Origin of the sequence: Halomonas sp. TG39a, from assembly GCF_000744395.1 — a bacterium.
In the GTDB taxonomy this organism is placed as follows: Bacteria; Pseudomonadota; Gammaproteobacteria; order Pseudomonadales; family Halomonadaceae; genus Vreelandella; species Vreelandella ventosae_B.
In genome coordinates, this window is sequence record NZ_JQLV01000001.1 from 727,008 (window position 1) to 753,383 (window position 26,376).

At 56.7% G+C, this 26,376-nt stretch carries 24 protein-coding genes; 11 read left to right on the forward strand and 13 right to left on the reverse strand.

Features of this window, described 5'->3' with window-relative positions:
• The first annotated feature begins 384 nt into the window (after positions 1-384).
• Together U738_RS03130 and nfi are read left to right on the forward strand one after the other, a co-directional pair.
• Entirely contained in the window at positions 385-2,100 is a 1,716-nt protein-coding gene (locus tag U738_RS03130) for a DEAD/DEAH box helicase (RefSeq protein ID WP_035577231.1), read from the forward strand.
• Positions 2,101-2,220: 120 nt separating this feature from the next.
• Positions 2,221-2,913, forward strand: coding sequence for a deoxyribonuclease V (gene nfi / locus U738_RS03135; protein ID WP_035577233.1), 693 nt, complete (start codon positions 2,221-2,223; stop codon positions 2,911-2,913).
• A 16-nt stretch (positions 2,914-2,929) separates the two neighbouring features.
• Here nfi and U738_RS03140 read toward each other — a convergent pair whose 3' ends face one another.
• Positions 2,930-3,646, reverse strand: a complete 717-nt coding sequence (locus U738_RS03140; protein WP_035577234.1) for a glutamine amidotransferase — start codon at positions 3,644-3,646, stop codon at positions 2,930-2,932.
• A 136-nt stretch (positions 3,647-3,782) separates the two neighbouring features.
• On the opposite strand from U738_RS03140, the gene tpx reads away from it, so the two are divergent.
• Positions 3,783-4,283 (forward strand): thiol peroxidase, encoded by a 501-nt coding sequence (tpx, locus tag U738_RS03145; RefSeq protein WP_035577236.1) that lies wholly within the window; start codon positions 3,783-3,785, stop codon positions 4,281-4,283.
• Here the strand turns inward: tpx and U738_RS03150 are convergent.
• Positions 4,280-4,963, reverse strand: coding sequence for a gamma-glutamyl-gamma-aminobutyrate hydrolase family protein (locus U738_RS03150; protein ID WP_035577238.1), 684 nt, complete (start codon positions 4,961-4,963; stop codon positions 4,280-4,282). The two genes, tpx and U738_RS03150, sit on opposite strands and share 4 nt — an antisense overlap.
• 45 nt (positions 4,964-5,008) lie before the next feature.
• Positions 5,009-6,019, reverse strand: coding sequence for an amidoligase family protein (locus U738_RS03155; protein WP_035577241.1), 1,011 nt, complete (start codon positions 6,017-6,019; stop codon positions 5,009-5,011).
• Positions 6,020-6,151: 132 nt separating this feature from the next.
• On the opposite strand from U738_RS03155, the gene U738_RS03160 reads away from it, so the two are divergent.
• Positions 6,152-8,671, forward strand: coding sequence for a mechanosensitive ion channel family protein (locus U738_RS03160; RefSeq protein ID WP_035577242.1), 2,520 nt, complete (start codon positions 6,152-6,154; stop codon positions 8,669-8,671).
• Here U738_RS03160 and U738_RS03165 read toward each other — a convergent pair.
• Both U738_RS03165 and U738_RS03170 read right to left on the reverse strand, forming a co-directional pair.
• Positions 8,588-9,019, reverse strand: coding sequence for a hypothetical protein (locus tag U738_RS03165; protein WP_035577244.1), 432 nt, complete (start codon positions 9,017-9,019; stop codon positions 8,588-8,590). The two genes, U738_RS03160 and U738_RS03165, sit on opposite strands and share 84 nt — an antisense overlap.
• Positions 9,020-9,098: 79 nt before the next feature.
• Entirely contained in the window at positions 9,099-10,139 is a 1,041-nt protein-coding gene (locus tag U738_RS03170) for a J domain-containing protein (RefSeq protein WP_035577249.1), read from the reverse strand.
• A 114-nt stretch (positions 10,140-10,253) separates the two neighbouring features.
• On the opposite strand from U738_RS03170, the gene U738_RS03175 reads away from it, so the two are divergent.
• Both U738_RS03175 and U738_RS03180 read left to right on the forward strand, forming a co-directional pair.
• Complete coding sequence (locus U738_RS03175; protein WP_035577251.1) at positions 10,254-11,684, forward strand: hypothetical protein; 1,431 nt, start codon at positions 10,254-10,256, stop codon at positions 11,682-11,684.
• A gap of 165 nt (positions 11,685-11,849) precedes the next feature.
• Complete coding sequence (locus tag U738_RS03180) at positions 11,850-12,539, forward strand: CBS domain-containing protein (protein ID WP_035577253.1); 690 nt, start codon at positions 11,850-11,852, stop codon at positions 12,537-12,539.
• Positions 12,540-12,609: 70 nt separating this feature from the next.
• On the opposite strand, the gene U738_RS03185 is transcribed toward U738_RS03180, so the two are convergent.
• On the reverse strand, positions 12,610-13,734 hold the full coding sequence (locus tag U738_RS03185) for an aminotransferase class V-fold PLP-dependent enzyme (RefSeq protein WP_035577255.1): 1,125 nt from the start codon (positions 13,732-13,734) through the stop codon (positions 12,610-12,612).
• 287 nt (positions 13,735-14,021) lie between these two features.
• Between U738_RS03185 and U738_RS03190 the strand changes: the two genes are divergently transcribed.
• From U738_RS03190 to U738_RS03200, 3 genes are all read left to right on the forward strand, one after another.
• Positions 14,022-14,801: a ThuA domain-containing protein gene (locus U738_RS03190; RefSeq protein WP_035577256.1), complete on the forward strand. Its 780-nt coding sequence runs from the start codon at positions 14,022-14,024 to the stop codon at positions 14,799-14,801.
• A complete protein-coding gene (locus U738_RS03195; protein ID WP_035577258.1) occupies positions 14,798-15,847 on the forward strand; it encodes a Gfo/Idh/MocA family protein in 1,050 nt (349 codons plus the stop codon). The genes U738_RS03190 and U738_RS03195 overlap by 4 nt, the downstream gene beginning before the upstream one ends.
• An 86-nt stretch (positions 15,848-15,933) precedes the next feature.
• Complete coding sequence (locus U738_RS03200; protein ID WP_035577260.1) at positions 15,934-16,923, forward strand: LacI family DNA-binding transcriptional regulator; 990 nt, start codon at positions 15,934-15,936, stop codon at positions 16,921-16,923.
• Here the strand turns inward: U738_RS03200 and cdd are convergent.
• The 7 genes from cdd to U738_RS03235 all read right to left on the reverse strand — a co-directional run bounded on the left by cdd (position 16,920) and on the right by U738_RS03235 (position 23,935).
• A complete protein-coding gene (gene cdd, locus U738_RS03205) occupies positions 16,920-17,327 on the reverse strand; it encodes a cytidine deaminase (RefSeq protein ID WP_035577262.1) in 408 nt (135 codons plus the stop codon). The two genes, U738_RS03200 and cdd, sit on opposite strands and share 4 nt — an antisense overlap.
• Positions 17,328-17,561: 234 nt before the next feature.
• Positions 17,562-18,287, reverse strand: coding sequence for a purine-nucleoside phosphorylase (gene deoD / locus U738_RS03210; protein WP_035577264.1), 726 nt, complete (start codon positions 18,285-18,287; stop codon positions 17,562-17,564).
• 29 nt (positions 18,288-18,316) lie between these two features.
• A complete protein-coding gene (locus U738_RS03215; protein ID WP_035577266.1) occupies positions 18,317-19,576 on the reverse strand; it encodes a phosphopentomutase in 1,260 nt (419 codons plus the stop codon).
• Positions 19,573-20,928: a thymidine phosphorylase gene (gene deoA, locus U738_RS03220; RefSeq protein WP_035577268.1), complete on the reverse strand. Its 1,356-nt coding sequence runs from the start codon at positions 20,926-20,928 to the stop codon at positions 19,573-19,575. The genes U738_RS03215 and deoA overlap by 4 nt, the downstream gene beginning before the upstream one ends.
• Positions 20,928-21,722, reverse strand: a complete 795-nt coding sequence (gene deoC / locus U738_RS03225) for a deoxyribose-phosphate aldolase (RefSeq protein ID WP_035577270.1) — start codon at positions 21,720-21,722, stop codon at positions 20,928-20,930. The genes deoA and deoC overlap by 1 nt, the downstream gene beginning before the upstream one ends.
• A 101-nt stretch (positions 21,723-21,823) precedes the next feature.
• Positions 21,824-23,107, reverse strand: a complete 1,284-nt coding sequence (locus tag U738_RS03230) for a NupC/NupG family nucleoside CNT transporter (protein ID WP_035577272.1) — start codon at positions 23,105-23,107, stop codon at positions 21,824-21,826.
• Between the two features lie 54 nt (positions 23,108-23,161).
• The gene (locus tag U738_RS03235; protein WP_442905699.1) at positions 23,162-23,935 is read right to left on the reverse strand and encodes an outer membrane protein OmpK; all 774 of its coding nucleotides are present in this window, start codon (positions 23,933-23,935) and stop codon (positions 23,162-23,164) included.
• A 388-nt stretch (positions 23,936-24,323) separates the two neighbouring features.
• Here U738_RS03235 and U738_RS03240 point away from each other — a divergent pair, with 388 nt between their 5' ends.
• Both U738_RS03240 and cyoA read left to right on the forward strand, forming a co-directional pair.
• Positions 24,324-25,085, forward strand: coding sequence for a DeoR/GlpR family DNA-binding transcription regulator (locus U738_RS03240; protein ID WP_035577274.1), 762 nt, complete (start codon positions 24,324-24,326; stop codon positions 25,083-25,085).
• 280 nt (positions 25,086-25,365) lie between these two features.
• Positions 25,366-26,373 carry a ubiquinol oxidase subunit II gene (gene cyoA / locus U738_RS03245; protein WP_009287201.1) on the forward strand — a complete coding sequence of 336 codons (1,008 nt, stop codon included), beginning with the start codon at positions 25,366-25,368 and terminating at the stop codon, positions 26,371-26,373.
• Positions 26,374-26,376 lie beyond the last annotated feature (3 nt).

Here is a 26,376-nt window from a genome sequence, read left to right on the forward strand (position 1 = left end):
GTTTGTCTACGTAGTCGTTAGTGAGATAGTTATTAATGACATTGCTATTAATGAGTCAATATTAATAGTTACGCGTAGCGGCGCTTACGGGAACATCTCGCCAATTGCTAGATGTTCATTGCTGTGAAGATGGCGCGCCTCCAGTATTTCACCACACGGGTGAGATCGGCGCAGTAGGTCGCCACAACGGTTGGCCCGTTAACGCGGTGCTTGCCAACCGGATGCTAGGTGCGACCGGCGTCTCCGACTCCATTGATGGCTTTAACCGCTACGGCGGTGCCTGTTATCGACAACGACCACACTTTATGCCGTTGTGCGATGACAGAGTCAGAGACGCTTATGATGTTTTTTGCCGGTATTTACCGGCCTACCAAGGTGTGATTAATGACCTCGACTTCTGTCGCCTCGCCGAGCTTCGGCGATCTGGCTCTTTTGCCTGCCGTTCTGTCTGCTGTTGAATCACAGGGCTACCTAGTTCCTTCACCGATTCAGGCACAAACCATCCCTGCGCTGCTTGAAGGCCGCGATATGCTGGGCCAGGCCCAGACGGGTACCGGCAAAACTGCAGCGTTTGCATTACCGTTACTGTCACGTTTAGAACTGACCCGCCGCGAGCCGCAAGTGTTGGTGATGGCGCCAACCCGCGAGCTGGCGCAGCAAGTAGCCGCCTCTTTTAGTAAGTATGGCCAAAACCTCAAAGGCCTTGAAGTTGCCACCCTATGTGGCGGTCAAGAGTACCGTGAGCAGCTGGGCGCCCTGAAGCGTGGCGCGCAAGTGGTTGTGGGTACCCCAGGCCGTATTATCGACCACCTGGATCGCGGTAGCCTGAAGCTTGATGGCTTGTCCGCCCTGGTGCTGGACGAAGCTGATGAAATGCTGCGCATGGGCTTTATCGACGACGTAAAACGCGTGGTTGCCGATACCCCGAAAGATGCCCAGCGTGTGTTCTTCTCGGCGACACTGCCGACTGAAATTGAGCGCATCGTTAACCGCTATTTGGTTAATCCGGTGAAAGTCGCCATTGAGTCTGGCACCACTACCGGCGAGAACATCGAACAGCGCATTGTGCGCGTTGATGGCGGCGCTAAGCTGGAAGCGCTGTCGCGTATTCTTGAAGTTGAACCGGTCGATGGCGCTATCGTCTTTGTGCGTACCCGTGCTGCGTGTACCACGCTGGTTGAGCAACTGACTGCACGTGGCGTTAACGCCGCAGGCTTGTCGGGTGATCTCGATCAGAGCCTGCGTGAGCGCACCATTACGCGCTTGAAGCGTGGCAAAGTCGACGTGTTGATTGCGACTGATGTGGCTGCGCGTGGTCTAGACGTATCGCGCATTACTCACGTTATCAACTACGATCTACCCCAAGATGCGGAAGCCTACACCCACCGTATCGGTCGTACTGGTCGTGCGGGCCGCAGCGGCATCGCGATTACCTTTGCGGGTTTCCGTGAAGGCCGTAAAGTAGGCTGGATGGAGCAGGCAACCGGTCAGAAAATGACCGAAATGCCGCTGCCTGATGAAAGTGCGATTCGCGCCCACCGCGATGACGTTTTCTATCAGCGCGTTATTGCCTCTTTAACCAAAGGCGCCGAAGAGCAGCGTGCGCTGATTGAGCGTCTGGTCGAAGAAGGTCATGACCCGATTGAGCTGACCTGTGCGTTTGCTGCCATGGCACGCGCTGACGAGGCGCCGATTGGTCGCCTACAGGCGCCGCGCAAAGAGAAGCCTTCGCGTGATGGCGCACCCGCCGGTAAGCCGGGCGCTCGTCGTGAACGTACTAGCGGCCCGACCGAAGGCATGACGCGCTACCGCGTTTCCGTGGGTCATAAAGATGGCGTTAAGCCGGGTCAACTAGTCGGTGCCCTGGCTAATGAAGGTGGTATTGAAGGCGCGCGTATCGGCCGTATCGATATCCGCAACGCTTTCTCTGTGGTCGAACTGCCGAGCGGCTTGCCCGCAACGATTCTGACCAAGATGGCACGTGCCCGTGTTGCCGGTCGTCCGCTGGAAATCAGCGAAGATAGCGCACCGGCAGAGCGTGCACCGCGCCGCCGTCGCGACGAAGGCGATGCGCCGGTTCGTCGTCGCGAACGCGCCTAAAGATTGATCAGTCGCCGTTAAACGGCGCCTGAGAAAATCTCAAACGCCCCCGTACCTTTCCAGGTGCGGGGGCGTTTTTTTGCTACCTTGATTACCATTCACTAGATCAAGGAGGATGATATGTCAGCACCGTTACACGAATGGAATTTGGCGCCTAAAGAGGCGAGAGCCCTGCAGACAGAGCTGGCCAAGCGCTTGGAAATGACCGACCGCCTAGCGCCGGTAACGCATATCGCTGGGGTAGATATCGGTTTTGAAGAGCGTGGCGAAATCACCCGGGCAGCGGTGGTGGTATTGAAGTGGGACCCTGCCACCGCACCCGATTTAAGCGTGGTAGAGCAGGTGATCCACCGCGAACCCACGCGCATGCCGTACATCCCTGGTTTGCTGTCGTTTCGCGAAATCCCCGCTGCGCTGGGCGCGTTTGAAAAACTCAGCGTGATGCCTGAGCTGGTGATGGTCGATGGCCAGGGTATTGCGCACCCACGCCGGTTAGGGGTGGCGGCTCATCTAGGGCTATGGCTGGATTTGCCCACCATTGGGATTGCCAAGTCGCGCCTGTGTGGTCAACACGCTGAGGTGGGCGAGCAGCGCGGTGACAGGGTGCCGCTTTACGCGGGGCAAGAGACCATTGGTGCGGTTTTGCGCTCCCGTACCAAGGTTAAACCAGTGTACGTATCGCCTGGGCACCGCATCACCTTGGAAACATCGCTTGAATGGGTGATGCGCTGCTTAGGACGTACCAAGCTGCCTGAGCCAACGCGGCTGGCGGATCGCTTGGCCTCACGTCGAGATCAGCGTCGCATTGGCTAAGGGCAGTGGCCACGCGCTATACAAACGCCAAAAAGCGCCGCAGCAAGCTGGTGGCTTCATGGCAGTCCACAATGTTCGCCAGCAGAGTATCGGGCTCTTCGCCCTGGTCGCGCAGCGCGGCACGTTGGCGCTCAATGTAGGCGCGCATCACCGGCGCAGTAAACTCAGGATGAAACTGGACGCTCCACTGGCGTGGGCCGTAGCGTAGCGCCTGGTGGGCGTCGTGGCTGTTATGGGCCAGCACTGTGCAACCGTGAGGCGCTTGCATCACCGATTGGGCATGGGTCAGGTGGGCGGAAAAACTTTCCGGTAGCTGTCTAAACAAAGGGTCTTGCTGCCCCGCTTGGGTTAGCCGCACGGTACGCGTGCCGGATTCCCTTCCCGCCGGGTGGTAGTCGCTCACGCCACCAAAAGCGGCGGCCATTAACTGGTGACCATAGCAAACGCCTAGCATCGGCGTTTCGTTTGCCAGCGCCTCTTGCAGCCATGGTTTAAGCGCCTCGCTCCAGGGTTCGGCTTCGCTGACCATGCTGTGCGAGCCGGTAATCACAATGCCCGCGGGTGCTTTAAGATCAGGTGCGCTGGGTTGGCGGGTTGCATCCCATACCTGTAAATCTAAATGTGCCGGTAGAGCCGTGCTAAGCTGCTTTTCAAATAGCGTTTCAAAATCACCGTGCTGGTCGACAACTTCCGGAAAAGCGTCGCCGGTTTTAATGATTAATACACAGGCCATATCACTCCCTCGGTAGGATGAAACGCAAACATTGAACAAAGGCCTTTCAGGCAGAACGCAAAGGCATGAAGATAGCCTACCATGGCTTATCAAATGGCCAACACGTATTCATTATTAACCTTATAAGGAGACGAGAATGCAACAGATTACCCGCGCAGGCGAACCGCTAGATGTGGCTGGCACACTGCCTGCAAAAGGGCAGCCGGCACCTGCGATGACGCTGACCAACACTGATTTGCAAGACGTTACGCTCGATACCTATGCAGGCAAGCGTAAAGTGCTGAATATCATTCCCAGTGTAGATACGCCTACTTGTGCCATGTCTACGCGGCACTTTAACGAGCTGGCGTCTAACCTTGCGGATACCGTAGTATTGGTTGTCTCTGCGGACTTACCGTTTGCGGCCAAGCGCTTCTGTGGGGCGGAAGGTTTGGATAACGTCGAAACGCTATCGACTTTCCGTCACGCTGAGTTTCGCGAAGCCTGGGGCGTAGCGCTGTGCAACAACCCCATGGAAGGCCTTTGCGCCCGTGCAGTCGTGGTACTGGATGCCGATAACCGGGTGCTGCATAGTGAGCTGGTGAGCGAGTTGAAGAACGAGCCTGATTATGAGGCTGCCTTGGCGGTACTGAACTAGCTCGTATGCCGTTTAGCATGCCGCTCTGACGCCCTCACCAGCGCGCGAATCAAGCGCTGCTGGGGGCGATTGAAAATCAACCACTCCGGGTGCCACTGGACGCCAATCAAGAAGCCGTGTTCCCGCGACTCAATGCCCTGCACCAAACCATCCCTGTCACGTGCAACGATTTCAATCCCTTTACCCGCTTGATAAACGGCTTGATGATGCAGGCTGTTAACCCGACACCAGGTAACCCCTAGCAAGCGATGCAATTTACTCGCTCCTACGATATCAACGGTTTTGCGCGGGAGTACGGTGCGTCGCCGCTTTAGCCCTTCATGGGTCGTGTAGATGTCGGGGTCCAGGGTGCCGCCAAGGTGTACGTTGATTAATTGCGCCCCTCGGCAAATACCCAGTACAGGGGTATCCAGCGGGATAAAGCGCTCAAGTAGGGTGAGCTCCAGCTCATCCCGGGCGGGGTCAAGGCGCACATCCAGTTGGACTTCGCCGCCATAAAGGTGGGCCTGAATATCGTCGCCGCCGCCGATGATTAAACCATCAAGGCTTTCTGGCTGCGGGCGCGAAGGCGATAAACGCAGCGGTTTGCCGCCATGCCGCCAGACGGCAAACCAATCGAAACACCACGCTAAATGGCTTTTTTGGTCAGAGGTAGTAATTCCGATAAGCGGCCGAGACATGCGGGTGGTTACTCACTGTTGCGGGAAATAAAGAACGAAAAAAAACTAGTGTTTACGGCGTAGCCAGTGGGTCAGTTTCTCTTTTACACGGGTCAAAATGGGGCGGTTATGATCGGCGATGTACTCATCGCACCGGGCGAGCAAAACGTCAGCATTAGCGGCCAGTTTCTCAACCTCTACCCAGCGATTCCACTCGACCACGGAGCCCCACCCCGGCTGTGAAAGCTGGGCGTTGGGTAGGCGATAGTGAAAGGTAGGGCGCGGCTTGGTAAGCTGCTTATGCAGTAATTCATGGGCATGATCGGGTCGTAGGTAGGCAAATAGCGGCAGCATATCCAGCTCGCGGTTGCGCGTTGGATTGTAGCCCAAATAGTCGTCAATCAGCGTGTCGAGATCCGGCGAATAGCGGCTATCAAGCACTTTTAACGCATAGGCTTTGGGGAATGGATTCGCGTGGGGCAGCATCTCACGGGTAATATCGACTTTAATTTCGTCACGCAGCCAGCTAGCTAGCAGCAGGTACGCACGCAGCATGGCCAGCAAGTAGTCAACGTCGAAACGCTCCACTTCGGGGTTTAGGTGTAACCCAAACCCATACAACAGGCTGGCATCGGTGCCCTTGGCGCCATGCTTACGCAGAGCCTCGAATAGCGTGTCTAAATCTTCCAGCTCATCCCAGGGGATGGGGGGGCAAACGATTTCGGTAGGCACTAGACCGGTGACCATATCACCAATCAATTCGCGGGTTTTTTGATGAAACTCGATCCGCCGCTGATGCTGATGGCGCGCCCACTCGCTGTCTTGGGCGTGCGGGTCGTCAACGAGTGTTTTGTCAGGATGAGCGTACTGAGTGTCGAGCTCGATACCAAATTCGCCCCAGCGTGTATCCTCTACGAGTAGCCGATGAGGGCTTACCACGTTAAGCTCCCCGCCAAACAGCTCACGTACAATCATCGCTGTGTCCCGGGGCGGCAGGCCTGCGAATTCAATTTCAACGCCAACCTGCCGAATTTTCCCATGGCTGTTTAAGCGGTTGGGTGGAGCTTGTAGCGTCATCTCGCCATCCTTGAGGTGAACGTTTAGGTTTCCAGCCTATCATAGTCACGCGTTGAGACTGTGCGTATTACTGGCGTAGCGGCAGCAGATGATAAGCAGAGCGCCATCTAAGCTAATTTTCAGGAGTAAGGCGTGCGACAGCACTGGTTAATCAACTCGCTAACAGGCCTTGTCTTGTTTGTCTTGGCAAGCCTGGTATTGACGAGTACGGCAATTACGCAGGCCCAGGCGCAAACGGTGTCGCTTCCCAGCTTGGGCGGTGGTTCTGAAGAGCAAACGGCCGAGGTCAGTGGTGAAGAGTTCCAGGCGTCCTTGAATGACGTCATCACCATGCTCGAAAGCGAGCAACAGCGCACCGAGCTGCTTAAATCGCTACGCGAGTTGCAGGTCACCGCTGACGCTGCCAGTGAGGATGAAGGCGTGGTGCGCCAAGGGCTGCTGGGGGCTCTCGCTGACACCTTAAGTGACCTGGGTGATCAGGCCCAGGCGGGGGACTCGCCGGTTGATCAGTGGTCACGCCAGTTGGTTCAAGGCGCAGATGATTTGCGCGCGCTTAACGATGATGCCGACCAGGGCGAGGCGATTCGGGCGGTGGCCGAGGGCGCCGTGCTTGCGCTGATTTGGGGCGTGCTGCTGGTCGTCATGATTGCCTTTGGACGCATGGTGGCCACCCGGCGGGAGTGGCCGCTGGATTTACCCCGGGACCCAAAAGGCTGGTTGATGGCGGTGCACTTCTTGCGCCGTATGCTGCCTTGGGCGTTGTCGTTTGCTATCACGCTGGGCATTGGTCAGGTGCTGCCTGATAGCCCTGGGCGAACGCTGGTGCTGGTGGTGGCCTATATTTGCCTGTGTGGTCGGGCGCTCTCGGTGGTATTTGAAACGGTTATCGCATTCTTTAGCCGCGGCCATCGGTTTACCGCGGTTCAACTGCTTCAACAGCACGCGCTGCGCGGCCTGTTTGTGATCGGTGCCTTAATTGCGCTTGGCGATGCGGTTAACTCCTCTCGCTTGGTCGAAATGCTTGGCAGCGAGCTATCGAGCCTAGTGTCGGTGCTTTCCAATATGTTGGCGGCGCTGCTCGCGGCGCGGTTTATTATCAAATTCAAACGCCCCGTACGCCATTTGATTTGCAATCGCCCCTTCAAGCAGCGTCGTGATGCCAGCGCCGCGGTCGAGATGATCCGCTCCCTGGGTGGGCTATGGCACATACCTGCGTTACTGATGGTGAGTGGTTCACTGTTGGCGATTTTTATCACCGTTGGCGATGTAGGCACCGCGCTGGCACGCTCAATTATTTCCGCCAGCCTGTTGGTGTTAACGCTGGTGGTCACTGGGCTGCTGCGCCGCCAAGCGGAACGGATGGGCAAGCGCCGACACCGACACCGCCAGAGCCAGTATCGTAAGCGTTTAGAGCGCTTCGGTTTTGTGCTGGCGCATATCTGTTCATGGATGGTGTTTGCCGAGCTCTCCATGCAGGTGTGGGGCAGTTCGTTCTTTGGGCTGGGCCAGCAGGCCGTGGCCAGCGCGCGGATTGGTCAAGCGCTGGTGAGCCTGGGCGCCACCGTACTATTGGCATGGCTAGTGTGGATCTTCGCTGACACCGCCATTCAGCGGGCACTTACGTCGTCGGCACGCTCTCGGGGGCGGCGGGTTAATCAGGCCCGGGCGCAAACCATCACGCCGATGATTCGCAATGTTATCTTCGTCACCATTTTGATTATTGCCTTCATCGCTGGGCTGGCGAATTTGGGTGTCAATGTCACGCCGCTGCTAGCCGGTGCGGGTGTGATCGGTCTAGCGATTGGTTTTGGCGCCCAGACGTTAGTACAGGATTTGATTACCGGTATTTTTATCTTGATTGAGGATTCGCTGGCGGTAGATGACTTTGTACAGATCAATAACCATATGGGTACGGTCGAAGGGCTGACGCTGCGCACCGTGCGGCTGCGCGATTTGGATGGGATTGTGCATATCATCACCTTTAGCCGCATTGAGTCGATTCATAACATGTCGCGCCAGTTTGGCATCGCGCTGATGCGTATCCGTATTCCGTTTGATATGAAAATCGACGATGCGATTACGCTGATGCAGGAGACCGCCCAGGAGCTGCGCCGCGATCCGATGATGCGCCACTATATTTGGTCGCCGCTGGAAATGCAGGGGGTCCAGGGCTTTGAGGATGGCTGCCCTATCCTACGCATGCGTTTTCGTACCGCACCGGAGATGCAGTGGGATGTCTCACGGGCGTTTAACCTGCTGCTGAAGCAGCGCATGGAAGCCCAAGAGATTGACCTGGGCGTGCCGCGTCTCAGTGTCAGTATGGAAGCGCGCTCCGAAGACCGTATGGAGGCTACCGCGGGGACTTCGTTCTCGCTAGACACAGACTCGCAAGAAAACGACCCACCTGAGCGTGAACAGGGCAAGGGTGAATCAGCCCAAGAAGCTACATCAAATCCAGAGGAACATAAGAAACCCGCGCCGCCGAAACCGGCGCCGCGCCCCACAAAAGCCGAGATTCGCAAGGATGAACAGGAGCGTAAACACGATAACACGGCTAATCGTGCGGCTTCACATCGGCACAAACCCCAGGCACAGGGCGAGCCCCAGAGCGATACCTATGCCAGCCCCGGCGGCGAACATGGCGATCAGTAGCCACGGCCCGCGCCAGCGGCGCCAGCGGTTGTAAAGCGAGACCGCGTGGCTAACGCGGTCAACCAGTTCGTCGTGACGGGAAATAGCGTGGTCGGGGGGCAGTGAAAAGTCGTTGGCGACATCGCCCTGCCAGTGGGCGCCGTGGCTGAGCCCCAGGCGCGCGCGTAGCCTGCCGATATCGCTGACGGTGTCGTGCAGCGTATCGTAGGTTTCACGGCGTTCGGCAACGGCGAACACCGCCTCGGCATCCTGGCGTAGAGCGCTATGCTGGCAGCTAGCAACGGCTTGGCTGATTTCTTGGTCGTTGGCCTCGGGGGAAACCGCGAGGCGCTGGTACAAATCGCGCATAGGGGGCTATCGTTTCTCTTAGGACTGTCAATTCTTGTAGGCCAAACAGGGTGTGCGAGCAGGCTAGCGTTGCATGGCTTCAATAAGTTTGCATCAAATAATCGTAGGCGTTTTTAATACGCTGAAACCGCGCTGAAGCCAGGGCTACCTGGTGCTCGCTCTCCGAATAGAAGCGGTCTGGGTGGTGGAGCTGTGCCATTCGCCGATAGGCGTGGCGCACTTCTATACGGGTGGCGCCTGGGGTAAGTCCCAGCACCGAAAGCGCCCGCGTGGTGCGGTCCGGCGGTGGCGGTGAAGCGCGTTGCTGGCGATTGCGCTGCTCTTGATGATAAGAGTCTTGCTGACGAGAGCGTTGCTGAGAAGAGTGATCGCGAGAGCGGCGTTGCTGTTCCCGCTCGGCTTGTTCGCGCTGCTGTTGTTGCCTGTGCTGCTCCTGCTGGCGCGTCTGTTCCCGCTGGCGTTGCCGTTCGTGATCGCGGGCTTGGCGAGCCTGCTCTTGGCGCTGCTGCTTCTCCTGCTGTTTTTGCTGCTTCTGTTGGTGGCGCTGTTCTTTTTTTCGCTGTTGCTGTTCGGCCTGGGCGTTGGCCTGTTGGTGCTGCCGTTCCGCCGCCTCTGCCTCGCGTGCTTTTCGGGCATGGTAATCTGGGTCGTGAGTTTTCCAGTAGGCATCACGACTGGGGTCTTCGGGGGTGGTAAGCGAGGTGCCGGTGAGCTCCTTAAACAGGGTGTTTAAGGTCATTGGGGCAACGCTTAGCAAATCGGCCAAAAAGCGCAAAATATAGTGGTTGGCCAGCGACAGCTCGCCGTCATCGGTGGCAACGGTAATCGCTTGATGAATAACGCTGAGGCAGCGCTCTGTGCCGCACTCTTTGCGAACCACCTCGGCCGCTAGTTGGATCGCTTGCAGGTCTTGGCTATGGGCAATACTCATCACCGGGCCTAACTCATGCCCGTGGCGAAACTGTGCGGTCACCTGAGCTAGGCGGCGTCGCCGCTGCCCCTCTGAGACGTGTTGGCGGTGCACCAGCACCCAGGCCAACAGCAGCAGGGTTGCCGTATCCACTTGGCTACGGCTCTTTAATAGCAGCAGCTCAAAGGGTGAAAAACGGGCAATGGGCATTTCCTAGCTCCACAGACGAAGAGGTAAACAAAGGGCGGTGGCTTTGCGCAGCCCCATGATCATTTTAGCCATGGTATATCATCACGTTAGCCAAAGGAGTAGGAGATTGATGAGTTGATCAACGTTGAGCGTAAAAACAGCTTTCAGCTGCGTCTTACCCGGCGGCTCAAGGAAGAGACATCGCATAACCTCGACGTCTATCTTTTTGTGCCTGGCGAGCTTGGATTAAGCACCCAGCTTATCTCAGAAGAAGCCTTTTATCATGCGGCCATCAATGTCTCGCGCACCTACTACAGTGACGAGTATCTCTTACCCTTGGTGCACAGTCGATTGGCCAGTCGTAACCGCCTCGGCAGCGATTCGTACCGGTTGAGTCTGAGCCTCTACGCCTACCAATACGTGGAAGCGATGGAGCGCACGACTCGAGCGATGCTGGTGAACGCCAATAAGTTGCGCCACGCTCGCCAAGAGGAGCGGGAAGAAAACCGTGAGGTGCAACAGAGTGCTGTCGCCCTACGCGACCAACTGCACGAGATGATCGACCTAAGTGACGGCATTCTCAAGCGGCTGCGACGCCATAAGCCCGATGATGAAAGCTTCAATAAGTACTTTGCCAATATCGATAACTACCTCTCCTGGTTTACCGAACAGCAGTTGCTGGCGTTGATAGCCCATATGCCCCGTGGAGGAGAGTTTACCGATATTCGTCGCCGTTTTATCAGCGTCTGCCATCGAGAGGATGAGTACCGCCGCGAGCAGCAGTACAACGCCGAGCGGGTTATGGCAGACCCAACACGCATGTCGAATAAAATGCGCCTGCTGCGGCGGCTGATTGAGCACCCGATTACCCTGAAACAAGCGGCGTTAGAGCTGGGTGGCGGTGAGCAGAAAGCGGTCAAGGCCCTGGCGACAGCCGTGGTGATGACATTTGTGACCTTGGGTGTACTGCAATTGCGCAGCGTGCTGGGCGGGATTACTGCCCTGTTCGTCTTAGCTATGGCGCTGCTCTACGCCATGCGTGAAGTGTTTAAGGATGATTTGCGCAATACCCTTTGGCGCTGGCTGCGTAAAGGACGCCCCAAGTGGCGCCGACAGTATCGCGACCCCACGCATAACGCCTTGGTGGGGCGTCAACTGGAATGGTTCGACTACAAGCGATTTGCCTCGCTGGGCGAGGATATTCAGCAGATGCGCCGTCGCAAGGTGGCTCAGCGGGAAGAGGTGGTGCTGCATTACCGCTCAAGCTCACGTATGTCGCCCACGCGCTTTTTAAGCGGCTACGAGCACACCCGCGAAACGCTCAATCTGGATATCTCCATGCTGACGCGGCTAATGAGTAAGGGCAAGCATCATATCTACCGTTTAAAAGATGGCCAAGCGGTGCGTGAGGGCGTCGAGCGCCGCCATCTGTTCAACTTGGTGATTCGGGAGACGGGTAGTGAGGATGCGCCCTACCTCGCCCGCTGGAAGGTGGTTGTTAGCCGCTCGGGCATTGTCGATGTTGAGAAAGTCGAAGAGAGCAGTGTGGTGAAGGAGCACAAATAAGAAAGGGGCAAATAAACTGCGCCAGATCAACGCCGCCTCAATGCGTTCATTGATATCGCCTCTCGACATGGGCAAATTGCCAGCAGCGAACTAGTCTCAAAGTACAGGCAGACTAACCTGCATCTGCGGCCCAGTCTTTAAGGGTTGAGCGCAAGGAGTAGAACCATGCAAGCTATCGATATTATGACCCCCAAAGTGGTGAGTGTGGGGCCTGATACTGAAGTGCGAGAAATTGCCCAGTTGTTGCTCAGTCACCGCATCAGTGCCGTTCCCGTAGTGGATGAGGCTCACCAGGTGATTGGCATTGTCAGTGAAGGCGATTTAATGCGCCGGGTAAAAGGCGACGGTGACCATCGCGACTCCTGGTGGTTATCGCTGTTTACCGGCGGCAAGGATGCTGGCGACTACGTTAAGTCCCATGGTCGTAAAGCCCACGAGGTCATGACCCCGAATCCAATGACCGTCGAAGAGAACACGCCGCTGCACACCATTGCGCGCATGTTGGAAAAACACCATATCAAGCGGGTGCCTGTGCTGCGTGAAGGTAAACTGGTGGGCATCGTCAGCCGTGCAAACCTGCTACAAGGTATTGCCAATGCGGCGGTGGCGCCGACCCAGTCACCCACGAATGATCGGCAAATTCGCGAGGCTATTCTTAACGAGGTTGAGAATAATGCCGGCGTACAGGTTGAAGGTATTAGCGTGATTGTGGATGGCGGTGCTGTGGAGGTATGGGGGCTGGTCGAATCGCTTGAGCAGAAGCAAGCGGTGACCGTCGCTGCGGAAAACGTACCTGGGGTTACCCAAGTCGAAAACCATCTGGGTATGATGCCGCGGGGCGTGGGCTATATGTGACTTTAAGCCCGCTATTAAAATAGCGGGCTTTTCCTTCCTTGCTCTCTTAAGCACTCTCTTCAACACGCTCTTAAACCACTGCTTTAATCGCCTGCTCCAAGCTATTCACACTGCGCTCTGTGTGATGCAGTTTATCGAGGCCAAATAGACCTATGCGGAAGGTTTGGAAGTTATCGCCTTCATCGCACATCAGCGGTACGCCTCCCGCCACTTGCACGCCCGCCTGGGCAAGTTTGCCCACTAAGCCGCTATCGTCGCTATAGCACACTACTACCCCCGGGGCCTCAAAACCTTCCGCAGCAACGCTCACAAAACCGTGGCGTTTAAGCATGGCGCGGACTTCCCGGCCAATCGCCTGCTGCTCCTCTTTTACCTTGGCAAAGCCGTAAGCGCGGGTCTCCTGCATAATGTCCCTTAGCTGCCGCAGTGCATCGGTAGGCATGGTGGCGTGGTAGGCGTGCCCGCCATTTTCGTAGGCCTGCATAATGCTGTGCCACTTGCCCAAATCACAGGCAAAGCTGTTGCTCTGGGTCTCACTTAAGCGCTGTGTGGCGCGTTCTGAGAGCATTACCATGGCGCAGCAGGGCGAACCGCTCCAGCCTTTTTGCGGCGCGCTTACTACCACATCAATCCCGAGTGTCTGCATATCCACCCACAGAGTGCCCGCGGCAATGGCATCCAGCACAAACATGCCACCTACCTCGTGAGTGGCTTCGGCGAGCGCTTGAATATAGTCATCCGGAAGCAGCAAACCAGCAGAGGTTTCGACTTGCGGGGCGAACACAACGGCAGGCTTTTCGCTACGAATTTGCGCGACGGCCTCATCAATGGGAACCGGCTGAAAAGGCGAGCGAGGGTCATCGCCATTCAGGCGCCGCGCCTTAAGTACCTTGTGCTGATCGGTTAAACGGCCCATCTCGATAATTTGCGTCCAGCGGTAGCTGAACCAGCCGTTACGAATGACCAGGGTTTTCTGGTCAAGGGCAAACTGGCGCGCCACCGCTTCCATGCCAAAGGTGCCGCTGCCGGGCACGATGACCGCTGCATGGGCGTTGTACACCTCTTTCAGCGTGGCGGAAATATCCCGCATCACACCTTGAAACTGCTGCGACATGTGATTCAGCGAGCGGTCTGTGTAGACCACCGAGTACTCAAGCAAGCCGTCGGGGTCGACGTTGGGCAGTAAACCAGCCATGGCGTTCTCCTGTTTTTAGAAACAGCCTGTCGTGGAACAGCCTGTTGTTAGAAGCAAATAATTAAACACGCATTGTTAGCCACGCTAAAGCGTGAGGTAGCGTTTCAGAATACGGATAACCTCGGCGCGATGCCAATAGTGATGGTCTACATAGTCGAGGTGGGGATAGCGACTAAAGATGTAGAAAAGTAAACGTTTACGTATTTATAGTAAACGTTTACTTTGTACCTTGGGTGTCACTTAAAGCCGTTTTTACGCTGTTAGGCCGCTATGGCTAAGGAGAAAATATGACCATTAACGTCACCGTGTGGGGTGAAAACGTTCACGAGCAAACCAATGAAGTTGTAGCAAGAATTTATCCTGATGGTATGCATCACTGCATCGCCGAAGGGCTAAACGAAGCTGAAGGGCTCAATGCCCGTGCTGTCACTCTGCAAGACCCTGAACAGGGGTTAAGTGACGAGTTCCTCGACAATACCGACGTGCTGCTGTGGTGGGGCCACGCTGCCCATGGCGATGTGCTTGAGGAAACCGTCGACCGCGTGCAGGCGCGCGTGTTGCAGGGTATGGGGCTAATTGTGCTGCACTCTGGGCACTACGCAAAAATCTTCAAACGTCTGATGGGCACCACCTGCTCGCTCAAGTGGCGGGAAGCGGGAGAGCGCGAGCGGCTATGGGTCGTTAACCCTGGTCACCCTATTGTGCAGGGCCTGGGCGACTATATCGAACTGCCGCACACCGAAATGTACGGCGAGCCGTTTGCGGTACCCAACCCCGATGAAGTGGTCTTTATCAGTGCTTTTGAGGGTGGTGAGGTATTCCGTTCAGGGCTGACCTACAAACGCGGCAACGGCAAGATTTTCTACTTCCGCCCTGGTCACGAAACCTACCCAATCTACTACGACGCACAGGTGAAAACGGTACTGAAGAACGCTGTGAAATGGGCGCGCCCGGAAGGCTCCCGGTGGATCGACAGCTGCCCCAATATTCCTGCCGATCAGGCCCCCAACCCGGTGGAAATCAAAGGCGAAGGGCTGCATAAACCCGGCGAAGGGGGCTTCAAATGATCCGCTTGGCGATTATTGGCGCTGGCAGTATGGCGGGGGAACACGCCAAGCACTTTAGCCGGATCGAGGGAGTGGAAGTGGTGGCGGTGTGCGATATGGAGCTGGCCAAGGCCCGTGATTTTGCTGGCCGTTATGGTATCGCCGATGCGTATGACGACCTGAAGACTATGCTGGCGCGGAAGGATATCCAAGCCGTTAGCAACGTCACGCCGGATGGTGTTCATAAGCGCACGTCACTGGCCGCGATCACCGCAGGTAAGCACATTCTGTGCGAAAAGCCGCTGGCGACGAATGCGGATGATGCTCATGAAATGGCCCAAGCGGCGCAGGCCGCCAAGGTCATCAATATGGTCAATTTTAGCTATCGCGATGCGCCGGCCATTCAGCACGCTCGTGCACTGATTACCGCTGGGGCGATTGGTCAAGTTCGCCACGTAGATGCCAGCTACCGGCAAAGTTGGTTGGTCAGCAATGAGTGGGGGCGCTGGGATCAGGAGAGTCAGTGGCTTTGGCGGCTTTCGGAAGCCCATGGCAGCAAAGGCGTATTGGGCGATGTGGGTGTGCATATTGTCGATTTCGCCAGCTTCCCGGTCGGTGATATTAGTCGCGTGAACTGCGAACTGACCTGCTTTGAAAAAGCCCCGAATAACCGCATCGGCGATTATCTATTGGATGCCAACGATACCGCGCTAATGCGAGTGACCTTTGCCAATGGGGCCAAGGGCACCATTCAAGCCACCCGCTGGGCGACGGGGCACCATAACTCGCTAACCCTGAGCGTACACGGCGATAAAGGTGCTATTCGAATCGATTTAGATGCCTCAAAAGAGAACGTGCAGGTGTGTTTGGACGATGACGTTCACCCGGCGCGCTGGAGCACAGTGAAGGCACCGCCAACACCCAGTATCTATCAGCGTTTTGTGGAAAGCATTCGCAGTGGTGAAAACGACCAGCCGGACTTTGCCCGAGGGGCGGCGATCCAAACCGTTCTTGATGCCTGCGTTATATCCAGTCAGGAAGATCGCAGTCTGGAAATTGCAGTGTAATCAGCGTCGCAACGCCGGGCGTTTTTCGGCACACTGGAGGCATTCCAGGTGAAAAATAGGGCGGGAAATAGCCGGTGAGAGATTCGGTGATAAAGAGCAAACAAAACGCCCAAACGGCCACCATCCGAGAAATTGCCCGGCGGGCCGAAGTATCAATTGCCTCCGTGAGTCGAGCCCTAAATGGCAAACCGGGGCTCAGCGATAACCTGCGTGAGAGGATTTTGGCGATTAGCCGCGAGGTTGCTTACCAGCCCAGTGCTGCCGCGCGCCAGCTCATCAGCGGCAAAACGGCGGTAGTGGGCATATCACTGGGGCGACAGGATATCGAACTGCGTCCTTACTATATTTTGCTCTACCAACACCTTACCGTGGCCCTTCATCAGCAGGGTATGGTGCCGGTGTTCTTTAATCACCAGCAAACCGCTGAATTACCCGAACGCGCGGGGGCGGCCATTTTGCTTGGTGAAGCCCCAGACGATGAGCGCCCAGCGCTGCTTAAGGCCGCTGCGATTCCTTTTGTACGCATAGGTGACGCCGGGGAAGGCTTTTCCGTCTCCCCAGACGATAGGCAGGGTCTGTATGAAATAACGCACCACCTCATTACCCAGGGCCGCCAGCGGCTGGCCTTTATGGGCGGTGAGCTAGAGGTGCCGCGTCCCCATAGCCGTTTGGAAGGATACCGGCGTGCGTTGGAAGAGGCAGGGCTTGCCGAACGCTTGATCAGCCTACCGCACCGCCTAGCGTCAGACTCCCTTAACAGCTATCGCTATCTAAATCGCTATTTAGACGAAGAGGGCACTCAACCACTGCCTTTTGATGCGCTGGTATGCGCCACCGACGAACTAGCGTTGGGCTGTGTGGCCGCGCTGGAAGACCGCGGCATTGAAGTGCCTGTTCAGGTCGCAGTAACGGGGTTTGATGACCTGCCCACCCTCGCCACTGGGCTCACCACCGTACGGCAGAATATTGCTGAGATAGCGGCGACGAGCATGGCACTACTGGCAGAAGCAAGGGCGGGAGAAGCGCCCCGGCACGTATCGCTGCCGGTGGCGCTGGTGCTACGGGAAACGAGTTAGCGCGGCGGCAGCTGCTCTGGCCCAAAACCATCGGGTAGCAGGGCTTCCATGGTGTAGGTTTTCAGTAGTTCGCCGCCGCCGGATAGCACCTTGATTTGCGTTTCTGGCGTGGCGAACTCGCGGATGCGCTGACGGCAATCGCCGCAGGGCGTGCATAAGTGATCGCCTGGGCCCATGACGTAGACGGAGGCTAACTGGCGTTGCCCTGCGGTGATCATGGCGGAAATGGCCGAGGCTTCGGCACACAGGCCTTTGTAGTGCGCCACTTCCACATTGGTGCCCGCAAACTGCTGACCATCGGGAGTCACCATCACTGATGCCACCGGATGCGCGGAGTAGGGCACATAGGCGTTAGCCCGGGCGCTGAATAACTTCTGAACGATCTCTTCTGATACCTGTTCCATCATTTTTCCTTTTGGTTCTTCGTCATCTCCCACAGGTGCAACTATCAGGCTGGAAGCTAATTGTGGGAGGCCGCTTCCAGCGGGCGAAGGGTGCCGAAGGTACCCCGGTGTTGTCAGGCTGGCAGCCTAAGCGGTCGCGAGCTAAAGCTACCTCCCACGGGTGCAACTATCAGGCTGGTAGAGATAATTCCATACTGAGCGAAGAAGAACCTTGCTTTAGGCCATGTCAGCGCTTCAAGCGCGGGCAGCGTCGTCGCGTAACACGGTGTCCAAAGCAATCAGCATCATGTCGTCAAAGGTAGTTTGACGGTCTGCGCTGGAGAGCGAGTCGCCTTTCAGGATGTGATCCGATACGGTGCAGATGGTCATGGCGCGGGCGCCAAACTCGGCGGCGACGCCGTATAGACCAGCAGCTTCCATCTCGACGCCGACAATGCCGTAGCGCTTAAGCATTTCAGCCATTTCGGTTTGCGGGTTGTAGAACAAGTCCGCTGAGAAGATGTTGCCGACTTTGACTGGCACTTTTTTGGCTTTGGCGGCAGCAACGGCGTGCTGGGTCAGCTCAAAGTCTGCGATGGCGGCGAAGTCGTGGTCGTTGAAGCGCATACGGTTAACTTTTGAATCGGTGCTGGCGCCCATGCCGATGACCACATCGCGCACGTTGACGTCGTCGCGTACCGCGCCGCAGGAGCCCACGCGAATTAGCGATTTTACGCCGTAGTCGGTGATCAGCTCTTTGGCATAGATGGAGACCGACGGAATGCCCATGCCGTGGCCCATCACGGAAATCTCGCGGCCTTTATAGGTGCCGGTATAACCAAACATATTGCGCACGTCGTTGACCTGGCGAACATTCTCCAGGTAGGTGTCGGCAATGTACTTGGCGCGCAGCGGGTCACCGGGCATCAGTACGGTATCGGCAAAATCACCGGGGGCAGCGTTGATATGTGGGGTTGCCATCAAAGGTCTCCTTTAAGCGGCGCTCGCCTTTAAGCAGCGTCAGGTAGAAAGCTTGTGCCATCGGCCATGGCCGGAAGCAGGAAAAAGTCGGCCAGGGTTTGGCCAATATCGGCAAAGGTGCCGCGCTCACCCAGCGAGCCGGGGGTAAAGCCGGGGCCATGTACCAGAATGGGGATGTACTCGCGGGTGTGCTCGGTGCCGTGCCAGCTGGGGTCGCAGCCGTGGTCGGCGGTGAGAATCAGCAGATCATCTTCGCTTAGCGCAGCCAGCAGCTTAGGTAGCTGGGCGTCGAAATCTTCTAGTGCGGCAGCGTAGCCCGGCACATCCCGGCGGTGGCCATAGACCGAGTCAAAATCGACAAAGTTGGTCATGATCATGGCGCGCTCGCCCTGATTTTTCTTGTCAAAGCCGCGCTGGCTGGTGCGCTCGATCTCGTTGAGCGTGGCGTCCATCAGTGCATCGTGGCCGCTGGCTTTTACCTTGTGAGTAATGCCGCAGTGGGCGTAGATGTCGGCAATTTTTCCAATCGAGACCACTTCGCCACCGGCATCATCAAGCTTTTGCAGCACGGTCGGTGCCGGTGGCTCAACGCTATAGTCGCGGCGGTTGCCGGTGCGGGCGAAGGTGTTGCTGTCTTCGCCAATAAACGGACGCGCAATGACGCGGCCAATGTTATAAGGCTCCAGCAGCTCGCGGACGGTTTCGCACAGCTTATAAAGCCGCTCAAGGCCGAAATGCTCTTCGTGAGCGGCGATCTGAAAGACCGAATCCGCCGAGGTGTAAACAATTGGCTTGCCGGTGGCGATGTGCTCTTCACCCAGGCGGGCGATGATCTCGGTACCGGAGGCGTGGCAGTTGCCAATCACCCCAGTGAGGTCGGCTTCCTGAACAATGGCGTCGAGCAGCTCAAGGGGGAAGCTGTCGGTTTTATCCAGAAAGTAACCCCAGTCAAAGCGTACTGGTACGCCGGCAATTTCCCAGTGGCCGGAGGGGGTGTCTTTGCCGCTGGAAATTTCTTTGGCGTGGGCGTAAGCGCCTTCCAGGCTTTCCGGCAGCGTGACGCCTTCGGCAACGCTGCCCGTGGCATCGCGGTGGGCGTGAAATAGCCCCAACTTGGCCATGTTGGGCAGCTTGAGCGGGCCTGAGCGGTTGGCGTTATCCGCCTCGCCACGGGCGCATGCGGCGGCGATATGGCCCAGGGTATCGGAGCCTTCATCGCCGAAGGTCGCGGCATCCGGGGCGGCGCCAATCCCAAAGGAGTCAAGTACCAGTACAATCGCGCGGCTCATAAGGCTTCTCCACGGAAAGTGTCTTGTAGCAGGGTGTCGGCGTTGGCGGCACCTTCGCCAATTGTAAACGCTGCACGCAGCTGTTCGGCGGCGCGCTCGGCGGCGGCGTCACTGCGGGCGTGCACCATGGCAATGGGCCGCTGGCTATCCACGCTCTCACCGATTTCGACGATGTCGGTGAAACCGACGCTGTGATCGACGCTGGCATCGTTACGCAGGCGGCCACCACCCAGTTCCACCACGCTCATGCCCACGGCGCGGGTATCGATACTCTGGACGACACCCGATTGCTCGGCATACACGGGTTTAATCACGTCGGCTTTGGCCAGGTAGTGATCTGAGCGCTCCATAAAGTCGCTGGGGCCGCCAAGTTCGCGCACCATGCGGGCGAATACTTCCGCGGCAGCGCCGGAGGTCAGCGCTTTCTCAAGCTTAGTTAGTGCTTCTTCACGTGAGCCAGCCAGCTTGCCAGCGATCAGCATCTCTACCGCCAGCTCGCGGGTGACTTGCATCACGCGGCTGTTGGGGCGGTCGCCGCGCAGTAGCGCCAAGGTCTCGACGATTTCAACGGCGTTACCGGCGCAGGGGGCCAGCGGTTGGCTCATGTCGGTGAGCAGGGCAGTTGTGGGCGTGCCCGCTTGGGTGGCCACATTGGCGATGCTTTTTGCCAGCTCGCGGGATTTTTCCGGCGTGGGCATAAAAGCGCCGCTGCCGACTTTAACGTCCATGACCAGCGCGTCCAGGCCTGAAGCGAGCTTTTTGCCCAGGATAGAGGCGGTAATCAGCGGAATAGACTCTACCGTGGCGGTGACGTCCCGCACGCCGTAAATGCGCTTATCGGCAGGGGCAAGATCCCCGGTCTGGCCGATAATCGCCACGCCGGTGGATTTCACCACCTCGCGGAAACGCTCTGGCGCAGGGTAGGGGTCGTAGCCGGGGATCGATTCAAGCTTATCCAGCGTGCCGCCGGTGTGTCCCAGGCCGCGGCCAGAAATCATCGGTACAAAGGCGCCGCAGGCGGCGACCCAGGGGCCAAGCACCAGCGAGACCAAGTCGCCTACACCGCCAGTGGAGTGCTTATCGACAATCGGGCCGGGCAGGTTCAGGTCGCTCCACTGCATCACATGACCGGAGTCGCGGGTGGCGGTAGTCAGCGCCACGACTTCTTCACGGCTCATGCCGTTAAGAAACACCGCCATGGTGAAAGCGCCAATTTGTGCGTCGCTAATGCGATCATCGGCAATGCCTTGCACAAAGGCTTTGATCTCTTCAGCCGGCAACGGCTGGTTATCACGCTTAAGGCGAATCAGTTCCTGGGGGAGCAGGGCGTGTTTAGTCGTGTTGGCAGCCATTAGTAACCTCCGTCTGTGGCGGCGGCGTTGGTATTGCCGGTCAACGTTGCCAGCAGATTGCCCAGCAGGCTGGAAGCTCCAAAGCGGAAGTGCGCGGGCGTTGCCCAGCCTGGGCCCATAATGTTGTTGGCAAGGGCCAGATATGCTGCCGCGTCTTCGGCAGTTTTGACGCCACCCGCCGCTTTAAAACCAACATCTTGGCCGCTGGCCTTGATGGCTCTTAACATGATCTCAGCGGCTTCCAGCGTAGCGTTAACGGCTACTTTGCCGGTCGAGGTTTTAATAAAATCAGCGCCGCCTTCAATAGCGAGTTCGCTGGCGCGTTTAATCAGCTCGGGCTCTTTAAGCTCGCCGGACTCAATAATCACTTTGAGCAGCGCTTGGCCAGCACAGGCGGCTTTGCACATTTCAACCAACTCAAGGCCGGTCTCTTCGTCGCCTGCCATCAACGCGCGGTAGGGAAAGACCACATCAACTTCATGGGCGCCGGAGGCAACCGCATCGCGGGTTTCACGGGCGGCGGCCATAATGTCGTCGTCGCCGTTGGGGAAGTTGGTGACCGTGGCAATTTTAACTTGGTTATCGAGTTTATGCGCGGTAAGCGCGCGCTGGGCAGTAACGATAAACTGCGGGTAGACGCAGACCGCGGCTGGATTGCCGAAAGGCGTTTTCACCTGCTGGCAAAGCGCCTCGATGGTGCTGTCAGTGTCGCTGTCGTTCAGGCTCGTCAGGTCCATGAGGGTGAGTGCCTGTCGGGCGGCTTGGACGATATGAGGGGAGGCAGTCGCAGTCATGGAGTTCTCACAAATCAGTAAAAGATAAAAACGGGCACTGCGGATAAAACCGCAGTGCCCGATGCGTTAAGTAGCCGTCACTGCGCTAGCAATGGCAAGCGCTATGCAGACGCGCCACTTAGCGCAATAAAGAAGCCAGCAATCGAGGCCGACATCAAGTTGGATAGTGTACCGGCCAGCACGGCTTTGACACCAAAGCGGGCAATCTCTTTACGACGCGTGGGGGCAATGCTACCTAAACCGCCCAGCAGAATCGCAATGGAGGAGAGGTTAGCAAAGCCACACAGCGCAAAAGAGAGGATCGCCATAGTGTGCGGTGTCATTAACTGACCCGTGGCGGCAACAACTTGTTCCCCGTCAATGTAGGGGGCTAAATTGATGTAAGCGACAAATTCGTTGACCACCAGTTTTTGGCCAATGAATGAGCCCGCCAGGGTCGCTTCTTCCCAGGGTACACCCAACAGGAAGGCGAGTGGAGCAAACAACCAGCCCAAGATCAGCTCCAGGCTCAGCGAGTCAAAGCCCACCCAGCCGCCAATGCCACCCAGGATGCCGTTGATCAGGGCAATCAGGGCGATAAATGCCAGCAGCATCGCACCCACGTTGGCGGCCAGCATTAAACCCGAGGTGGCGCCCGATGCCGCAGCATCTAGCACATTGGCAGGTTTATCTTCCTGGGCGTCAATCTCTTCTTCCACCTTGGAAACGCTGTCGCTATCGGTTACGTCTTGGGTTTCCGGCATGATCAGCTTGGCGAACAGCAGCCCGCCCGGTGCCGCCATAAAGGAGGCCGCTACCAGGTACTCCATGGGAATCCCCAGCGCGGCGTAGCCCGCCAATACTGAACCGGCGACCGACGCCAGACCACCACACATAACGGCAAAAAGTTGCGATGGCGTCATGCGGGCGATAAACGGGCGCACCACTAGCGGTGCTTCGGTCTGGCCGACGAAAATATTTGCCGTTGCGGAGAGTGATTCCGTGCGTGAGGTGCCCAGCGCTTTTTGCAGGGCGCCACCCAGGATACGAATCACCCACTGCATAATGCCGATGTAATAAAGCACGGCAATTAGCGACGAGAAGAAGATAATGACGGGGAGTACTTTGATCGCAAATACAAAGCCGACGTTATCAACATCCGCTAAACCACCGAACAGAAAGCCGATACCGTCGTTGGCATACACCAATATTTGGCTAACACCGGACGAAATGGCCTGCAGCACCGCTTGGCCAAACGGCACGTAAAGTACAAAGGCACCGATACCCGCCTGGATAGCAAAGGCGCCCAGCACGGTACGCAGCCGGATCGATTTACGGTCATAAGAGAAGATCAGGGCAATGGCCACCAGAGTGACCATACCCACCAAGCTCATAAGGAGTGTCATATGGGGATCCTTCGCGTCAGCGCGTAAGTAACGTTTTTATAGACAGTAACGCGTTTAAAGTAAGTTGAGCTTGACGGAGTAAATCATCGCATTCTGATAATTGTTGGGGGTACCCAACTTGTTGTCAGAGTAGCGATACTGAATACCGGTGGTGATCAAATCGCTCGGATGCCACCACAGGCTCAGTGCACCGTTGGTGCCTACACTGCCTGCTGTATCGCCCACGTAGTTCTGTTCCAGATACTCATCGTCACGGCCAAACGTCTGTTCGTGCCAGTTGGTGACGCTGAAATTCTGGTTGAGCGCGGTGAAATCATAACCCGCGACCCAGCCTGCCATATAGCCGTTCATGCCGGTATAGCTATTACTTTGTACCCGCGCCGCCCCGATAAAGGGTTTAAACCACAGACCATTGTCGAAGGTAGTGCGGTAGCCCAGGCCCAGAATCTGATCCTGCTCGCGGCTGTTATAACCGTAATCGCGGAAGTCATACAGGTGGGCATAAATCGACAGCGGGCTATCGCCCAGATAAATGTGCGAGGTCACTTTACCTGCGGTGCGGAAGTTGTCCTTGCCGCCGCTGGATTCATCAAACTGGTCGTTGGTGGGGTTCTCGAAATCAAAGAAGCCATAAAACTCGCCCCAGCTAAAGCCAGCGCCGCCTTCGATTTCGAGAAACATAAAGTCGCTTTTAGCCGCATTGGAAGCGGTGCGCGCTTCGGTGCCGTTCGACCAGTCCAGATAGTTGACCGAGACGTTGGCGAATGACCACAGCCGATCAAGCGGATGGGGCTGAGCATCATCTGCCATTAGCGGTGTGGTGAGCATCGTCGTCAATACGCCCGTTACGCCAGCGCTAAGCGCGACAAAAGACGAGGAGCGAGAAGAGTGAGAGTGTGTACGAACTGTCATAAAAGCCTCAACAAGGTTATCGCGGAGCCATTTGGGTGTGGCTATCCGAGGGTTGTAATTGTGCGGGCTGGCGTTAATGTTAAAATTATAACATTTAGTGTTATTTTTCTAACGTTGATTTGCAAGTATTGTCACATCAACGCTATTTAAATGTCATATGGCTCTCACTGTGGCACTAATAGTATCAATAGCCGTCGTAGCAGTGGAAATTACGCCGCAGCTCGCTCAGCATAGAAATTGACGCAACACCGATGCTGTCGTTGCGAAAAACACAACAAGAGGGGTTTGTCAGGAGATGCCCACCATGAATGGCCGTAGCGCTCAGCGCCTTGCCAAACTTCAGGAAGCGCTTGCCAGTGGCGGTACTCTTCATCTGCGCGATGCAGCAGAGCTGTGCGATGTTTCCGAAATGACCATCCGCCGCGACCTAACAACCCAGGTCTCCGCCATTAGCCTGCTGGGGGGGCGCTTAGTGATGGCGAATTACCCCGGCGTCACGCCTATTTATGACCTAACCGAGCAGCAGGCCAGCCACTACCAGGCGAAGCATCGCCTGTGCCAGCGAGCACTCGCCTTTATTGAAGAGGGCGATACGCTGTTTATTGACTGCGGCTCAACGCTGATGCCGCTGTTGAGCCAATTAAGCCATTTTAATGAGCTGACGGTAGTGACCTATGCGCTTAACGTCGCCAATGCCGTCGCCGCACTCCCCAACGTGCGTTTGGTGCTGCTGGGTGGGTTATTTTATCCCGCCTCACAATCATTTGGCAGCGACAATATGGCCGCCGCTATCGAACGTTTAGGCATTAATAAAGCGTTGATATCTGCGGCGGGGGTGGATTTAGAGCGGGGGGTAAGCTGTTTCCACTTTCACGAAGTGGCACCGAAACAAGCGGCCATTGCCACCGCTATGCAGCGCCTGTTAGTGGTAGATGCCAGCAAGTTCGGCGTGGTGCGCCCGGCTTATTTCGCCGCCCTGGACGATTTTGATGTGGTGGTCACCGATGGCGAGGGGGCTCATAGCAGTCAATACCTGGGGTGCGGCAATGCGCCACTTCTTTCATGATCTCGATCAATAGAAAATACTTTAGTCTTAACTGCTTAAGCCTTTAGTGCTTAGGCCAGCGAGGCTCGTCGCCAATTCCCATCCGGCGACGCATATTTTTCCCGGAGCAATGGCGCCCAGCGTCACGTGTGCACTGTCCTTGAGAGCGTTTTCCTAGCACGTTTTCAAGAGCGTCATGCAGAGCATGTTTTGGGAAGAGTATGGGGTGGTAGTTAGCCTGCTATGTAGAAGGGCGACATGGCTAGCTAGTGTTTTAAACAACCTCTGACGAGATCACACCATGCAACGACGCTCACTTTGGCGCAGGCGAGGCACGCTAGTGCTTCTTGCGCTGTGTCTGTTTCTAGCAGGCTGTAGTTCAGCGCTGCTAGACCCAAAAGGCCAGATTGGCGCTGAGCAGCGCACACTGATTCTGACCGCCTTTGGCCTAATGTTGATTGTAGTTATTCCTGTGATTGTCATGACGCTGCTGTTTGGCTGGCGTTACCGGCGTAGTAATAGCCTGGCTAAATACACGCCTGATTGGGCGCACTCCAACGTGATTGAAGCGGTGGTGTGGATCGTGCCCTGTGCGATTATCGCGGTGCTCGCCCTGTTGACCTGGAAGACCTCCCATAGCCTTGATCCCCACAAACCGCTGGAAAGCGATGTGGCGCCGATCGAAATACAGGCGGTGGCGCTTGATTGGAAGTGGCTGTTTATCTACCCCGAGCAGGGTATTGCCAGTGTTAACGAAGTGGCCTTTCCGGTAGATACACCGGTGCGCTTTCGGGTCAGCTCAGGCTCAGTGATGAACGCTTTCTTTATCCCCCATCTTGGCAGCCAGATTTATGCCATGGCGGGCATGGATAACGATGTCCATCTCATCGCCGATGAAATTGGTAGCTACCCTGGTCGTTCCACCAACTACAGTGGCGCAGGCTTCTCTGGCATGACCTTTGAAGCCAAGGTGACCAACCCCGAGGATTTTGACGCCTGGGTGGAAACGGTACGCGCTGCTCCACAAACGCTGACCTACCCAGAAGGTTATGAAGCGTTGGCGGAACCTAGCGAATCGAATCCGGTTGAGTACTTCTCAGCCATCTCACCATCGCTGTATGAAAGCATCTTACGAAGCTTCCATACCGGCGGCGAGCATCAGATGGGCGGCGATCATGCTGACTCCCACGATGGCGAAAATGAGAAGACTGCCGATCACGCGGCCGAATCAGGTCATGTCACTAACAACCATGCTAGTCAGGATAATGCCATGCGCAGCCATTCCTCTAGCGTAGAAGTGGGAGGTTAAGCC

Excerpts from the sequence above, each read along its gene's own strand:
- U738_RS03130 (WP_035577231.1), top strand. The coding sequence starts at position 385 with ATGACCTCGACTTCTGTCGCCTCGCCGAGCTTCGGCGATCTGGCTCTT.
- nfi (WP_035577233.1), top strand. The coding sequence starts at position 2,221 with ATGTCAGCACCGTTACACGAATGGAATTTGGCGCCTAAAGAGGCGAGA.
- U738_RS03140 (WP_035577234.1), bottom strand. The coding sequence starts at position 3,646 with ATGGCCTGTGTATTAATCATTAAAACCGGCGACGCTTTTCCGGAAGTT.
- tpx (WP_035577236.1), top strand. The coding sequence starts at position 3,783 with ATGCAACAGATTACCCGCGCAGGCGAACCGCTAGATGTGGCTGGCACA.
- U738_RS03150 (WP_035577238.1), bottom strand. The coding sequence starts at position 4,963 with ATGTCTCGGCCGCTTATCGGAATTACTACCTCTGACCAAAAAAGCCAT.
- U738_RS03155 (WP_035577241.1), bottom strand. The coding sequence starts at position 6,019 with ATGACGCTACAAGCTCCACCCAACCGCTTAAACAGCCATGGGAAAATT.
- U738_RS03165 (WP_035577244.1), bottom strand. The coding sequence starts at position 9,019 with ATGCGCGATTTGTACCAGCGCCTCGCGGTTTCCCCCGAGGCCAACGAC.
- U738_RS03170 (WP_035577249.1), bottom strand. The coding sequence starts at position 10,139 with ATGCCCATTGCCCGTTTTTCACCCTTTGAGCTGCTGCTATTAAAGAGC.
- U738_RS03180 (WP_035577253.1), top strand. The coding sequence starts at position 11,850 with ATGCAAGCTATCGATATTATGACCCCCAAAGTGGTGAGTGTGGGGCCT.
- U738_RS03185 (WP_035577255.1), bottom strand. The coding sequence starts at position 13,734 with ATGGCTGGTTTACTGCCCAACGTCGACCCCGACGGCTTGCTTGAGTAC.
- U738_RS03190 (WP_035577256.1), top strand. The coding sequence starts at position 14,022 with ATGACCATTAACGTCACCGTGTGGGGTGAAAACGTTCACGAGCAAACC.
- U738_RS03195 (WP_035577258.1), top strand. The coding sequence starts at position 14,798 with ATGATCCGCTTGGCGATTATTGGCGCTGGCAGTATGGCGGGGGAACAC.
- cdd (WP_035577262.1), bottom strand. The coding sequence starts at position 17,327 with ATGGAACAGGTATCAGAAGAGATCGTTCAGAAGTTATTCAGCGCCCGG.
- deoD (WP_035577264.1), bottom strand. The coding sequence starts at position 18,287 with ATGGCAACCCCACATATCAACGCTGCCCCCGGTGATTTTGCCGATACC.
- U738_RS03215 (WP_035577266.1), bottom strand. The coding sequence starts at position 19,576 with ATGAGCCGCGCGATTGTACTGGTACTTGACTCCTTTGGGATTGGCGCC.
- deoA (WP_035577268.1), bottom strand. The coding sequence starts at position 20,928 with ATGGCTGCCAACACGACTAAACACGCCCTGCTCCCCCAGGAACTGATT.
- deoC (WP_035577270.1), bottom strand. The coding sequence starts at position 21,722 with ATGACTGCGACTGCCTCCCCTCATATCGTCCAAGCCGCCCGACAGGCA.
- U738_RS03230 (WP_035577272.1), bottom strand. The coding sequence starts at position 23,107 with ATGACACTCCTTATGAGCTTGGTGGGTATGGTCACTCTGGTGGCCATT.
- U738_RS03235 (WP_442905699.1), bottom strand. The coding sequence starts at position 23,935 with ATGCTCACCACACCGCTAATGGCAGATGATGCTCAGCCCCATCCGCTT.
- U738_RS03240 (WP_035577274.1), top strand. The coding sequence starts at position 24,324 with ATGAATGGCCGTAGCGCTCAGCGCCTTGCCAAACTTCAGGAAGCGCTT.
- cyoA (WP_009287201.1), top strand. The coding sequence starts at position 25,366 with ATGCAACGACGCTCACTTTGGCGCAGGCGAGGCACGCTAGTGCTTCTT.